Source organism: Dietzia psychralcaliphila (assembly GCF_003096095.1).
Taxonomy (GTDB): Bacteria; Actinomycetota; Actinomycetes; order Mycobacteriales; family Mycobacteriaceae; genus Dietzia; species Dietzia psychralcaliphila.
Genome location: NZ_CP015453.1, coordinates 700517 through 714358 on the forward strand (window position 1 = coordinate 700517; position 13842 = coordinate 714358).

Below are 13842 nucleotides of genomic sequence, written 5' to 3' on the forward strand. Positions count from 1 at the left end.
GTCAGACTCCCGTCTTGTCGGTGTTGGCGGTGGACTCGGATGAGGCTCCGGCCAGCATGTGCTCGACCGCGAGGTACCCGAAGACCATCGCGGGGCCGATGGTCGCCCCGGGCCCGGCGTAGGTGTGACCCATGACCGGCGACGACGCGTTGCCGGCGGCGTACAGTCCCTCGATTACGGAGCCGTCCGAGCGGAGCACGCGGCCGTGGACGTCGGTGTTCGCCCCGCCCTTGGTGCCGAGGTCACCGGGCACCATCTTGGCGGCGAAGAACGGGGCCTTGCGGACGGGACCGAGGCTCGGGTTGGGCTTGTTGGTGGGGTCACCGTAGTAGTGGTCGTATCCCGAGACACCGCGCTGGAAGTCGTCGTCGACGCCCTTCTCGGCGAAGCCGTTGAAGCGTGAGGCCGTCTTCTCCAGCGCCTCGGCGGGGACGCCGATGAGGTCGGCGAGCTCGGCGAGGGTGTCGGCCTTGTGGAAGTTCTCCGTCGCGAGCCACTTCTTCGGCAACGGCTGCTTCGCCTGGAGACCGGCGAAGAGGTACCGGTTCTTGTACTCCTGGTCGAAGATGATCCAGGCCGGGACGTTCTCGCCCTCGGCTCCCTCCTGGCCGGGTGCCGCCTGGCCGAACTCGCCGCCGTACATCCTGTGGCCGGCCTCGACGTAGGGCAGGGACTCGTTCATGAACCGTTCGCCGCGCGAGTTGACGAGGAACGAACAGGGCAGGGACCGCTCGGCGAGCGCGAACCAGGGACCGCGGGGGAGCAGGATCGTGGGACCCCACCATGCGTCCTCCATGAAGGCCAGTTCCGCACCCACCTTCTCCATGTACTCGATCCCCTCGCCGGTGTTGGCGGCGGCACCGACGGTCCACGAGGTGGGGATGGGCTGGCGCTGGTACTTGTCGCGCATCTCCTGGTTGTGCTCGAACCCGCCCGAGCCGATGATCACGCCTCGGCGGGCGCGGAGCGTCTGCTCCTCACCTCCACGGGTGACGGTGATTCCCACGACCCGCTCGTCCCGGCCACTGCCCTCGGTGACCAACCCCGTCATCGGCGTGTTGAGCCACACCGGGACGCCCGCGTCCAGGAGGCCCTTGCGCATGGCGGCGATGAGCGCGCGGCCCATGCCCACCATGTTGGCCCCGCGGGCCTTGGCCACGAGCATGCGAACCGAGACCCGGACCGAGCGCCGGATGCCCTTGGTGGTGGGGCGCTGCAGCAGGTTGAGCCAGCGGTAGTCGGACTGCTTGACCACCATGTTCGCGGGGGCTTTGGCGTAAGGGGGCTCGAGCCTCGACGCCTCTGAGCCCAACTGGCGCAGATCGAACGGCTTGGGCTCGACTGACCTGCCGCCGAGCCGTCCCCCCGGGGCCTCGGGGTAGTAGTCCGAGTAGTCCACGACCCACTCCATCTCGAGGGGGGAGTTGTCGAGGACGAACTCCAGGACCTCGGGGCCACGGTCGACGTACGCGTCGATCCGCTCCGGGGCCACGACGTCGCCGACGATCGACCGGAGGTAGGTGCGGGCGGCCTCAGGGGTGTCCTGGACCCCGTCCCGCCGGAGGACGGAGTTCCCCGGGATCCACACGCCGCCACCGGAGCGGGCGGTGGAGCCTCCGTAGTGGGGGGCCTTCTCCACGAGGACCACGCTGAGGCCCTTCTTCGCTGCTGCGAGGGCGGCCGTCATGCCTGCTCCACCGCTGCCGACGACGACGACGTCGAATTCCTGGTCTGCCATGTAGAACACGTTATAGAACCGGGGGCTGTAGCGCCAGACGGTCGAGGTAGCATCCCGTTCATGCTCAATGAGGAGACCCGCGCCACACTCGCTCAGCGACTCTGGGACGCCGAAGCCGACGTCGCTCCGATCGCGCCGCTCACCGCCGACCACCCCGACATGACCCCGGATGACGCGTTCGAGATCCAGCTCGTCAACATCCGGCGGAAGCTCGGGGCCGGCGCGGTGGTCACGGGGCACAAGGTCGGCCTGGCTTCCAAGGCCATGCAGGAGATGATGGGCGTCGACGAGCCCGACTACGGACATCTCCTCGACACGATGGAGTACCCCGAGGGGGCCCCGGTCGAGGCTGCCCGATTCTGTTTCCCACGTGTCGAGGTCGAGGTGGGCTTCATCCTCGGTTCCGACATCCCGCCGGAGGGGTGCTCGCAGGAGGAGGCCGCCGCGGCCATCGAGTGGGTGGTGCCGTCGATCGAGCTCATCGACTCGCGGATCCGCGACTGGAAGATCACCCTGCCCGACACGATCGCTGACAACGCCTCTTCCTGTGGGTACGTCGTGGGGGCGCAGCGGGTGAGGCTGGCGGACATCGACGTCGCCGCGATCGACGCGACCCTCTACAAGAACGGTGAGTTCCTGGCCTCGGGTCGGTCCGACGCGGTACTGGGGAACCCGCTCAACTCGGTGGGCTGGCTGGCCTCGACGGTCGCCAAGTTCGGCGTCCGCCTGCGCAGGGGCGACGTGATCCTGCCCGGCACCGCGATCCGCGCCATGGACGCCGCTCCCGGCGATTCCTTCCGCGCGGAGTTCGCGGGCCTGGGCGACGTGACCATGGAATTCAACTAGCGCGGGACGTGAGCTGACGCCGGAGTCCAGCTAGGACGCCTCTCCTAGCGGTCTGACGCCATCGCGCGACTGGCGGCCACCGCCACCCTGGTGACCAGCGGCTCGAGTCGCGCGAGTGCAGCCCCGTCCGCGGCACTCGCGGACAAGGCCGCCACTGCTCGCGTGCCTCCGGTGCCCTCCTCGTCGTCGTCGAACACCGGCGCGGCCACACAGTAGAGGCCTGGCGTGAGTTCCGCCCTATCCACCGCTCGCCTCCTGCGCCGGATCTCCGCGAGCTCCACGGCGAGCGCATCCGGCGAGGTCAACGTGGTCTCAGTCCAGGCGACCAGAGGGCCCTGCGTCACCCGCTCGGCGGCCGCGTCGTCGAACGCCAGCATCGCTTTGCCCACACCGGTGCAATAGGCCGGCAGTCCGCCGCCGATCCGCGACGGCGACGGGATCGGCCGCGGACCGTGCAGCTTGTTGAGGTACACGACCTCGTCACCGTGCAGCGTGGCCAGATGCACCGTCGCCCGGGTCGCCTCGAATAGGTGCGCGAGGAAGGGAGTGAGGACGCGGCGGGTCCGCTCGTACACCGGCGAGGCGGGTGTCGGATCGAGCTCGTGCACCAGCGGCCCAAGTCGGTAGCGCTGTCCGATGCGCGTCACCGCATCGTTGCGTTCCAGCGCGGTCAGTAGGCGAAGGGTCGTGGACTTGGCCAGCCCGGCCTCGCGAGAGATCTCGCTCAGGGTCAGGCCGGTGCCCGCCGCCGTCACCCGTAGCACGTCGAAGGCGCGGTCGACGGGGGAGGCGGGTGGTTCGTTCATGCGGTGAGTGTAGCGCGGGGCCCCGACATCGCGGCCCGTCTTGTTCGAACACTTGCGCTAATTCGACGGTTGCACTAGTGTAGTACACACGTTCGAATATGACGGGTCGTCGGTTGTGGCGCGGGAGGTGTGGCGGTGATGAGCGTGACGATGGCGAGTTGGTTCGAGTACGGGTCGCTTCGCGTGGCGCCGGAGCCGTTGGACACGCTCGGCGCCGAGGCGCTGAGTGAGGTGGCGCGGTCGGCCACGTTGGCGCAGAACCTCGCGGCGGCAACCCGTCTGCAGGCCGCTCACCACATCGTCGACACGATGAGGCGCCTCGACGAGGCCGCCCATGGCGACGTGGTGTGCCCGCGGCCGGCGTTCGCCCGCCTGGACCCGGCCGATCGGGCCCGCGACCACCTGGCCGCGGCGATGGCGCTGACCACCTGGCACGCCGGGCGGTTGGTCACCGCCGCCGTGCAGATCCACACCCGCTTGTCGCGGTTGCGCAAGGCCGTCGAGCGCGGCCAGTTTCCCGAACAGTTGGCCATCGACACCGCCTGCCGGTTGGCCGAGATCCCCGACGAGACCATCGGCGAGGTCGAGTCCGAGGTGGTCGGGGCCCTGGCCCGCGCACTGGACGGCGGCCACCGCCCCAGCCGGGCAGCCCTGGACACCGCCGTCGATGCCGCCCGCGAACGCTGCGACCCCACCGGTGCCCAGGACGCCGTCTCCGACGCCGCCGAGCAACGCACCGTCCGGTTCCGCCCCGGCCGAAGTGGCATGACCAGCATGTGGGCGAACCTGCCCTGCGCCGACGCCGAGAAACTCCGCCGCCGGATCGACGCCGCAGCCCGTAACGCCCACGACGCCGGCCATCCCCGCACCCGCAACCAGTTGCGCGCCGACGCCCTGGCCGCCCTGGGTGACCCGAACACCGACGACATCGGCGCCGCACTGCATGACCCCGAGGGCCACGACATCCACCCCGCCGACTCCCGCGACCCCGCCGACACCGCCGACTCCCGCGACCCCGCCGACACCGCTGGCTCCCGCGACCCCGCCGACACCGCTGGCTCCTGCGACGCCGCGGGCACTGCCGAACCGGCTGACTCCACGGATTCCGCCGACGGTTCCAGGGGTGACCGTCCGCCCCTGGGTGCGTCGTGGGGTACCGACAAGCCGGTGCGGATCTCGATCATCAACTCGATCGCCCAGGGCCTGCCCAACCGGGTCCAGTTCGTCACCGGCGCCTACGCCAGCTTCGACTGGTTGTGCGAGGAACTACTGACCGGCGGGGACGCCAAAGTTCGGTTCGAACTCATCGACCCCCAACCCGGAGTGCTCGACGTGCCCGACGCGGTCCTCAAGTACTTCATCACCCCTGCACTGGCCGAGCGGATCCGTCTCCGTGACGGCACCTGCCGCCACCCCGGATGCACCGTCGATGCCAAGGACTGCGAAATCGACCACATCATCGCCTTCGACCACCACAGTCCCGAGATGGGCGGACCGACCGCCGAGTGGAACCTGATCTGCCTCTGCCGCAAGCACCACCGCGAGAAGACCTTCGGACACTGCGCCTACCAGCCCGGACCCCTCGGCGAATTGACCATCTTCACCGAGACCGGACACCAACACCGCACCACCCCCACCGGCCCCCTGGCCCAAGCCCGAAACCGGATCCTCGACCACCGATGGCGAACCCACCTCGACCGCCTCATCAGCCCCGACGGCTACCTCGCCAACCCGCCAGGAGTCGAACGGCCCCGCCCCAACTCGCTCCACCGGGCGCCAGGCACCGAGACCCGCCCCGCCTGAGATCGGACTCTGTTGCCGGTCAGACCCAGTAGTCCGCCGATCCAGTTGTTCCGCTGAGTGGCACGCCCAATTGTGGCAGGTGATCCACGCGGTGAGACTGTCGGTATGACAGAAAAGACCAAGCTCAGCGCCGCGATAGTCGGGTCGGGAAACATCGGAACCGACCTCATGTACAAGCTCGAGCGCAGTGAGTACATCGAGCCCAAGTGGATGATCGGTATCGACGCGGAGTCCGAGGGGATGAAGCGCGCCGCGGACCACGGATTGACCTGTATGTCGGGCGGCGCCGACGAACTGCTCGCCTCGATCGAGGCGGGAGGCGAGAAGCCCGACCTGCTGTTCGAAGCCACCAGCGCCTACGTCCACAAGGCGTACGCACCCCGCTACGAGGCGGCGGGCATCACTGCCATCGACCTCACGCCCGCCGCGGTGGGCCCGATGGTGATCCCTCCCGCGAACCTGCACGAACACGTCGACGCGCCCAACCACAACATGGTCACCTGTGGCGGACAGGCCACCATCCCGATGGTCCACGCCGTCTCGTCGGTCGTGCCGGTGGAGTACGCGGAGATCGTCGCGTCCGTCTCCTCGGAGTCGGCGGGGCCGGGGACCCGCGCGAACATCGACGAGTTCACCGAGACCACCAAGCTGGCCATCGAGAAGGTCGGTGGCGCCAAGCGTGGAAAGGCGATCATCATCCTCAACCCCGCAGAGCCGCCCATGATCATGCGGGACACCATCTTCTGCGCCATCCCCGAGGATGCCGACCACGACCTCATCACCACCGCCATCCGCAAGCGCGAGAAGGAGATCCAGGAGTACGTCCCGGGGTACCGGCTGCTCCAGGAACCGCAGTTCGACCCGCCCACCGAGATCACCGGCGGGATGGCGCGCGTCGCCATCTTCGTGGAAGTCGAAGGTGCCGGAGACTTCCTCCCCCCGTACGCCGGCAATCTCGACATCATGACCGCCGCCGCCACCAAGGTCGGCGAGGACATCGCCAAGACCAAGCTCGCCAAGACCACGCTCGGAGTGTGAGAACCATGGACAAGACAAATCCGTACAACGCCGACGCCCGCGCGTACAGCTCCGACCTCGACATCCGCATCACCGACTCGTCCCTCCGCGACGGTTCGCACCACAAGCGTCACCAGTTCTCCGTCGAGGACGTCCGTAACGTCGTCGCCGCGCTCGACGGTGCCGGCGTCCCCGTCATCGAGGTCACCCACGGTGACGGCCTCGGCGGTGCGTCCTTCAACTACGGCTTCGCCAAGTCCTACGACCAGGACCTCATCAAGGTCGCGGCCGAGACCGCCACGCAGGCCAAGATCGCGTTTCTCACACTGCCGGGTCTGGGGATCAAGGACGACATCCTCGCAGCGCGCGACAACGGGGGATCGATCTGCCGAGTCGCGACCCACTGCACCGAGGCCGACGTCTCGATCCAGCACTTCGGGTACGCCCGCGAACTCGGGCTGGAGACCGTCGGATTCCTCATGATGAGCCACACCCAGCCTCCGGAGGTGCTGGCCAAGCAGGCCCGCATCATGGCGGACGCGGGGTGCCAGTGCGTGTACATCGTCGATTCGGCGGGCGCACTGGTCATGGACCAGGTCTCTGACCGGGTCGCGGCGGTGGTCGCTGAACTCGGCGACGACGCGCAGGTGGGATTCCACGGACACGAGAACCTGGACGTGGGAGTCGGCAACTCGATCATGGCCATCCGCGCCGGCGCTCAGCAGATCGACGGCTCCACCCGCCGCTTCGGAGCGGGCGCCGGAAACACTCCCGTCGAGGCGCTGGTGGGCGTGTGCGACAAGCTCGGCATCGCCACCGGCGTGGACTTCTTCAAGATCGCGGACGCCGCCGAGGACGTGGTGCGTCCGCTCATGCCGACCGAGTGCGTGGTCGACCGGTCGGCGCTGATGCTCGGCTACGCGGGCTGCTACTCGTCGTTCCTCAAGCACGCCGAAGGCCATGCGAACCGCTACGGCGTGCCGTCGTCGGAGATCCTCATCCGTGCCGGCGAACGTCGGCTGGTGGGCGGCCAGGAAGACCAGCTCATCGACATCGCTCTGGAGATCCAGAAGGAGCAGGCGAACGCCTAGGAGACTGCTGAACAAGGCGCTATTGGGGTTGGCGGTCGTGTGAGCGGCGGGCCCGGGCGTCACCGGTGGGATGGCGAGCGGCGTTTTAGGTCAGCACTCTGGGTGCGACGACCGAGGGTCTTCGGTCCACTTGATGTGATTATGCGCGGTCTCACCGGCCATCGGTGAGAGGCGGCTCCCCTAACTGCTGGTCAGGCCAGGGCCCAAGCTCCGTTCTGGTGGGTCAGGCCCATGGCTAGCAGTCGACGTAGGTTGAGGGCGGCGGCGCGGTGGTGGAGCCAGCTGTTGTTCTTATCCACCCCGCGATAGGGCACTCGTCGGGCGCCTCGGGTGAGCCAGGCGATGGAGCGTTCCACCATCGGGCGATGCTGCCGGTAGGTGGCCCGGAAGTCCTCGCCCTGTGCGCGCTGGCGGTGCTGGCGTTGCAGCACATGGTGCTCGCCCAGCAGCACCGAGCGGCCGGATTGTGAGGTGGTGCACCGCTGGCGCAGCGGACACTGCCGGCAGGCCGCACCGAACTTCGCCCGGCCCTGCGGCGACACTGTCCGCGTGACATCAGCCGGGCAGGTCAACGTGTTTGCCGCGGCATCGAAGGTGAAGTCATCCAGACCAAACCCGCCCTCCACAGCGGGCCTGGTCGGCCAGGGTTTGACCAGGGGCAGCCACTGCTTTCCGGCGAGGGTGGCCAGCATGTCTCCGGTGGCGTACGCCGAGTCTCCGAGCACTTCAATGTGTTCGACGTCTGTAGTGGTGGGATCTGTGGTCACCAGGTCCGCACCGACGGCGGCGTCGGAATTGTCCGGACCGCTGGCCCGAGTCAGCCGGGCCGCAGTGGTCAGCCCGGTATCGGGTTCGACCACGATGTGGGCTTTGAACCCGTCCTGGCGACGCTGCTGGGTCTTGTGCGCGTGCCGGGCATCGGGGTCCACGGTAGAGATCACCCGGTCCGGGACGGTGCGGCGGGCGATGCGCCACCGGCCGTCGGTGCCATCGGAATCCTCGGCGGGCTCGACGTCCTGGCCGGCGACCAATGCCAGCAGCGCCACCGCCTCGGCTGGTCTGCCGCCGGCGGCGGTGATCGCCTCAACATCCAGAGCCTCAAGCAGTGCCAGAGCGTCTGCGACCAGGGCCGAGACCAGCTCGTCGCGGGCGGCCTGGTCATCCCAGGCAATACGCGGCTTACCGGCCTCGGAGTAATCGTGCCCGCACACCGCCGCCAACCGGGTGCACTCGGAGGCGATCAGCTCTTTCGCGCCGGGCACTTCGCGGCCGACCCGCCTGATCTGGGCGATGAGTTGGGTGATCGTGTCCTGACGGGCCACCGCATCATCCAGAACCGTCGAGTCCAGTGCGCGGCGGGTCTTAGTCTTGACCGCTCCGGTCTCGGCGATGACCTGGCGCACCACCTCGAAGATCCGCTGCGGATTCTCGCTGGCGGCCAGCCGGCGCCGCCAGTAAGTCAACGTCGACGAGTCGAAGCCCTTGGCATCGACCGCGTACCCGCACGCGGCCTTCCACCGCAGGTCAAACGTCAACGCATCCACGGCCTCCCGGTCGGAGTGCCCAAACAGAGCCTGAAGCACGATGACCGAGGCGATCACCTCCCCCGGGATCGACGGCCGGCCCCGGCCCGAGGGAAACAGATCGGCGAACAACTCCGCCGGGAACAAGCGATCCCGATGCTCGGCCAGCAACGCGAACACGCTGCCGGGCTCGAGCAGATGCCCCGCCACCGACTCCACATCCAGCAACTCACGCTGCCGATCCCACTCACCCTGCATGAACCAAGTATTTCAGGCCCGGGTCACCCCGCGGGGCGGACACCCTGATTGTTCAGCAGTCTCCTAGGGCGCGATGCCCCGTCGGCGGGTCCGCTCACGACCCGGGCGTGCCGGGTCTCCGCGCCCAGGCCACGACCGGGTCGAGGGTGGACTCGTCGACGAACTCGATCCGCTCGCGAGTCAGAAGTAACCGGGCCATCGGTTCGTTCGGGGTCTTGCGCAATTCCCTACGCAGCGCGGCCATGAGAACGCGGTCCATCCACCGAAGCCGGTCCGGGTCGAAGTCGCCGCGTAGGTGGAAGGTGGTGACCTCGCGGCCGGAGGCCGCCACGAGCTTCTGTGCGAGGGTGCCGCGCCCGGGGTCGTCGGCGGGGGACAGGGCGACGACGACGAGAGCCGTGCGGCCCGGAGCCGAGCGGATCGCCCGGATGATCCGCCGTCGCCCCAGGATGCTGGTGACGTACTGAGGTGCGAGCACCACCAACGGGTCGGCGTCGGACGCGTCCCGCATCGCGGCGAGATCCACAGCGCGCGTTCCGAGCCTCCCGGCGAGCGCGTCCGCGTACCGGCGGGTGGAGCCGTACTTGGAGGTGAAGGTGACGACAGGGTGGTTCACGCCCTGAAGTCTGTCACTCCGAGTACGAGACCTCGACGCGATCGGTCTTGGGTAGGAGTTGGCAGCTCAGCACGTACCCCTCCTCGACCTCCTCCGGATCGAGGATCCCGTTGTGGATCATCTCGACCTCGCCCGACTTGAGAACGCAGGCACAGGCGGAACACTCGCCCTTGCGGCAGGAGAACGGCGCCTTGATGCCCTTGGACAGCAGGACGTCCAGGAGTGGGGTGTTGCGCGGCCACGAGAGCTCGTGGGTCTCGTCGTCGAGCTCCACGATCGCCGTGGCCGGCCCGACGCCGTCATCCGAGGGGGAGTCGTCGATCACGATCTCGGCGAACGGATCGCCCTCGATCGAGGAGAACGCCTCGGTGTGGATGAGGTGCATGTCGGCCCCCGAGCGGCGGAGCCCGTCCTTGACGGTCTCCATGAACGGCGCCGGGCCACAGATGTACGACTGGCGCTTGGCCGCCACCGGGTGCAGGAGGTTGCCGATCATCTCGGGGGAGGGAATACCCGACACCGACTCGAGCCAGTGCAGAACGGTGAGCCGGTCGGGGTTCTCCCGCTGCAGGGTCTGCAGTTCGTCCTTGAAGATCACGGACTTCTCGTCCCGGTTGGCGTACACCATGACGATGTGCCCGGTGCCCTGGGCGAGCGCCGACTTGAGGATCGACATCACCGGGGTGACACCGGACCCGGCGGCCAGGAGGATGAAGTCCTGATCGAGGTTCTTGGGGGTGAAGATGCCCGACGGCGCCAGCACGTGCATGGACATGCCGACCTCGGCGTTGTCGCACAGCCAGTTGGAGCCGTAGCCGTCGATCGTGCGCTTGACGGTCACCTTGAGCCTGGAGTCCTCGGTGGGGGAACTCGAGAGCGAGTAGCAGCGCGCCACGGACCCGGTCTGGTCGCTGGGGATCCGCAGGGTCAGGAACTGCCCGGGGGTGTACCGGAAGTCGTCCTCGGCACCGGCGGGGATCTCGAAGACGATCGACTTGGCGTCGGCGGTCTCCTCGATCACCTCGGCGATTGAGAGTTCGCGCACGAAGGAGCCGAGTTGTGGGGTGGCGGTCATGGATTGGGAGCCTATCGCTTGAATGCGGCGGGGCGGGAGGTCACTCCGGGGCGTCTCACTCAGGGACGTACAGCGGGTTGACCATGTGATCGGCATCGGCCGGGTCGACGCCCTCGGCGAGGGTGATCAGACCCTCCGCGTAGGCGTACCGGATGCTCGCGAGCATCCTGGGGCAGGTGTCCTCCCCCTGCGGCCGCTCGCCGCCCTGACGCCATTCGGCGAGCACGGGGCACGAGCGGTCGCTGCCCTCGGTCCACTGGATGGAGGTGTGCTTCTCGCTGTTCTTGCGCACGGAGGCGCACGCGCCACAGGCGCGGCACTCCACGGGCTGGAAGCCGGCGCGGGTGTAGGTCTCGCGGTCCAGGTCCGTGTAGGCGTGCAGCCGCGCGGCGCGCGCCGGGTCGGTCTCGTCCCAGGTGGGCGCGCGCCGCGAATCGTGCTGTCTGAACATCACTTCTCGGCTCTGGAGGCGGCGGCCTCCCCGGCGACGTCCGCCATGCCCGTGTACTGAGTCTGCTCGTTGGAGATCTCGGCCTCACCGGCGTCCTGCTTGCGCATGTTCTCGGCGACCTCGCTCTCCCAGTACTGGTTGGCCGCCGTGGTGTCGACCTCGAACTCGAAGCGCTCCTGCATCTCGGGCTCGACCTTGTCGCGGTCCACGTAGAACTGCTCGTACCACCGGCGGAGCTGGTAGACGGGGCCGTCCTCCTCGCACAGGAGGGGGTTGGCGATCGAGGACTTGCGCTGCCAGATACGGACGTCCTGGAGGAAGCCCTCGCCGAAGAACGTCGCGATCTTCGCGGCCATCTTGGCGGACGTCTCGTCGTCGAAACCCGCGGGCTTCTTGACCGACAGTCCGTACATCAGCACGAACGAGTTCTGGTCGATCGGGTAGTGGCAGTTGATGAGGATCGCCTCGGTCTCGAAGGCGCCGTACATCTGCTTGAGGGGGTTGATCATGTACGCCGGCCCGAAGTACGAGGCCTCGGACTCCAGGAGCGTGTCGCCGTACTTGCCGGCCGTGGGATCGTGGTCCGGCCGACCCTTGGTGTTGAGGTACTGGGTGGCCGTCTGCCCCTCGAAGACGTTCTTGAAGTACGTCGGGAAGGCGAAATGGATGTAGTAGAAGTGCGCCATGTCGACGACGTTGTCGACGATCTCCATACAGTTGGAACCCTCGATCACGAGGCGGTTCCACTCCCAGTCGGTCCACTCGCCGGTCTCGTACTCGGCGATGGCCGGGATGGCGTCCTCGTCACGGGGGGGATTGCCCTCGTGGTCGTGCCAGACGAAGACCTGGCCGGACTGGACGTTGGTGATCCAGGCGCGGGTCTTGGCGCGGAGGGGAACGCGCTTGGCATAGGGGATGCCCTTGCACTTGCCGTCGCCGCCCCAGCGCCAATCGTGGAACGGGCACGCGATGTTGCCGTCCTTGACCTCGCCGTCGGAGAGATCGCCTCCGAGGTGGCGGCAGTAGGCGTCGAGGACGTTGATCTCACCCTGGTCGTTGGCCCACACGACCAGCTTGGTGCCGAACGCCTGGATGGAGTGGGGCTTGCCGTCGGTGAACTCCTTGACGGTGCCGATGCAGTGCCAACCGCGCGCGTAGCGTTCCCGGGCCTCGCCCGTGTCGATCTCGCGGATAGCTCCGGGGGCCGAGCTGATTGCGGTCATGATAATCCTCCTGAGGGCATGAGCCGGATGAGAACAGGTTATAGAATCGGGTTGCTGGTCACAACCAATCCCTGTAGGCGCTGGCACGGGGTGCCATAGCCTTCCTTCCGGGGGGTTCAGTCTGGTGGAAAACTGTAACGTGTTCTAGTCTAGGGCCAAGCGCCCCACAAAAGCCAGAGAGGGATCACATGAGCGAGCACGCCAACCACGAGGTCATCGACCGGATCAAAGCCCTGCTGCCCGGTTTCGCCGAGCGTGCGCAGGAGACCGAGGACCTGCGCCGGGTCCACCCGCAGAACATCGCGGAGCTCGACGAGGCCGGTTTCTTCAAGCTCTGCCAGCCCGCCCAGTGGGGTGGCTACGAGGCGGACATGGAGGCCTTCTACACCGCCGCCATGACCATCGCGACGGCGTGCCCGTCCACCGGGTGGTGCGCCAGCATCCTCGGGATCCACAACTGGCACCTGGCCCTGTTCCCGCAGCAGGCGCAGGAGGAGGTCTGGGGTTCGGACAGCACCGTGCGGATCTCGTCGTCGTACGCCCCGATGGGTGCGGCCACCAAGACCGACGACGGGTACCTCCTCAACGGCAAGTGGTCCTGGTCCTCGGGCTGCGACCATGCCGACTGGGTGTTCGTGGGCGGTCCCGTGCTCGACGAGAACGGGAAGATGATCGACTTCTGCACCTTCCTCGTGGAGAAGTCGCAGTACGAGATCCTCGATGTCTGGCACGTCGCCGGTCTCAAGGGCACGGGGTCCAACGACATCCTGATCAAGGACGCGCTCATCCCCGCGCACCGCGTGCTGTCCTTCGGCGACATGGCCAACACGACCAGCCCGGGGCTGGAGGTCAACACCAACCCGATCTACCGCATGCCGTGGGGCACCATCCACCCCACCACCATCTCCACCCCGATCGTCGGTATGGCGTTCGGCTGCTACGAGGTGCACCGCGAGCACCAGCGTGCGCGGGTCCGGGCCGCCTTCGGCACCAAGGTCAAGGACGACCCGTTCGCCAAGGTCCGTCTCGCCGAGGCCGCGGGTGACATCGACGCCGCGTGGCTGCAGCTGATGCGCAACGTCCGCGAGGAGCTGGACCTGATCAAGGCCGGCGAGTACCCGGGGATGGACATCCGCACCCGGGCCCGTCGGGACCAGGTCCGGGCCACTCAGCGCTCCATCGACGCCATCGGGCTACTGTTCCAGAACTCCGGCGCCCGCGCGCTCGAGGACACCTCGCCGATCCAGCGTTTCTGGCGCGATGCCAACGCCGGTCGGGTGCACGCCGCCAACGAGGCGACCAAGGCGTACATCATGTACGGGCAGAATGAGTTCGGCGAGAAGATCTCGGACTCGATGGTCTGATCCGCCCTGCGGATCGAAAGGACTGACTTGG

The 13842-nt window shown here is 67.8% G+C and carries 12 protein-coding genes; 5 read left to right on the forward strand and 7 right to left on the reverse strand.

Annotation, left to right across the window (positions count from 1 at the left end; genetic code table 11):
- Nucleotide 1: 1 nt before the first annotated feature.
- Nucleotides 2–1738: a 3-oxosteroid 1-dehydrogenase gene (kstD, locus tag A6048_RS03120; protein WP_107748958.1), complete on the reverse strand. Its 1737-nt coding sequence runs from the start codon at nt 1736–1738 to the stop codon at nt 2–4.
- Between the two features lie 60 nt (nt 1739–1798).
- Between kstD and A6048_RS03125 the strand changes: the two genes are divergently transcribed.
- Complete coding sequence (locus tag A6048_RS03125) at nt 1799–2584, forward strand: 2-keto-4-pentenoate hydratase (RefSeq protein ID WP_107748866.1); 786 nt, start codon at nt 1799–1801, stop codon at nt 2582–2584.
- A 44-nt stretch (nt 2585–2628) separates the two neighbouring features.
- Here A6048_RS03125 and A6048_RS03130 read toward each other — a convergent pair whose 3' ends face one another.
- On the reverse strand, nt 2629–3390 hold the full coding sequence (locus A6048_RS03130) for an IclR family transcriptional regulator (RefSeq protein WP_107748865.1): 762 nt from the start codon (nt 3388–3390) through the stop codon (nt 2629–2631).
- A 138-nt stretch (nt 3391–3528) separates the two neighbouring features.
- Here A6048_RS03130 and A6048_RS03135 point away from each other — a divergent pair, with 138 nt between their 5' ends.
- From A6048_RS03135 to dmpG, 3 genes are all read left to right on the forward strand, one after another.
- Nucleotides 3529–5193 (forward strand): HNH endonuclease signature motif containing protein, encoded by a 1665-nt coding sequence (locus A6048_RS03135; protein WP_107748864.1) that lies wholly within the window; start codon nt 3529–3531, stop codon nt 5191–5193.
- A gap of 105 nt (nt 5194–5298) precedes the next feature.
- Nucleotides 5299–6231 carry an acetaldehyde dehydrogenase (acetylating) gene (locus tag A6048_RS03140; protein WP_107748863.1) on the forward strand — a complete coding sequence of 311 codons (933 nt, stop codon included), beginning with the start codon at nt 5299–5301 and terminating at the stop codon, nt 6229–6231.
- Nucleotides 6232–6236: 5 nt separating this feature from the next.
- A complete protein-coding gene (gene dmpG, locus A6048_RS03145; protein WP_107748862.1) occupies nt 6237–7301 on the forward strand; it encodes a 4-hydroxy-2-oxovalerate aldolase in 1065 nt (354 codons plus the stop codon).
- A 191-nt stretch (nt 7302–7492) separates the two neighbouring features.
- Here the strand turns inward: dmpG and A6048_RS03150 are convergent, their stop codons facing one another.
- The 5 genes from A6048_RS03150 to A6048_RS03170 form a co-directional block, all read right to left on the reverse strand.
- Entirely contained in the window at nt 7493–9082 is a 1590-nt protein-coding gene (locus A6048_RS03150; protein ID WP_033098515.1) for an IS1182 family transposase, read from the reverse strand.
- 94 nt (nt 9083–9176) lie between these two features.
- Entirely contained in the window at nt 9177–9698 is a 522-nt protein-coding gene (locus A6048_RS03155) for a flavodoxin domain-containing protein (protein WP_107748733.1), read from the reverse strand.
- A 13-nt stretch (nt 9699–9711) separates the two neighbouring features.
- Nucleotides 9712–10773: a ferredoxin--NADP reductase gene (locus A6048_RS03160; RefSeq protein ID WP_107748734.1), complete on the reverse strand. Its 1062-nt coding sequence runs from the start codon at nt 10771–10773 to the stop codon at nt 9712–9714.
- 55 nt (nt 10774–10828) lie between these two features.
- On the reverse strand, nt 10829–11224 hold the full coding sequence (locus A6048_RS03165; RefSeq protein WP_107748735.1) for a hypothetical protein: 396 nt from the start codon (nt 11222–11224) through the stop codon (nt 10829–10831).
- Nucleotides 11224–12447, reverse strand: coding sequence for a 3-ketosteroid-9-alpha-monooxygenase, oxygenase component (locus A6048_RS03170; RefSeq protein WP_107748736.1), 1224 nt, complete (start codon nt 12445–12447; stop codon nt 11224–11226). The genes A6048_RS03165 and A6048_RS03170 overlap by 1 nt, the downstream gene beginning before the upstream one ends.
- 188 nt (nt 12448–12635) lie before the next feature.
- Here A6048_RS03170 and hsaA point away from each other — a divergent pair, with 188 nt between their 5' ends.
- A complete protein-coding gene (gene hsaA / locus A6048_RS03175) occupies nt 12636–13811 on the forward strand; it encodes a 3-hydroxy-9,10-secoandrosta-1,3,5(10)-triene-9,17-dione monooxygenase oxygenase subunit (RefSeq protein WP_107748737.1) in 1176 nt (391 codons plus the stop codon).
- The last annotated feature ends 31 nt before the right edge of the window (nt 13812–13842 follow it).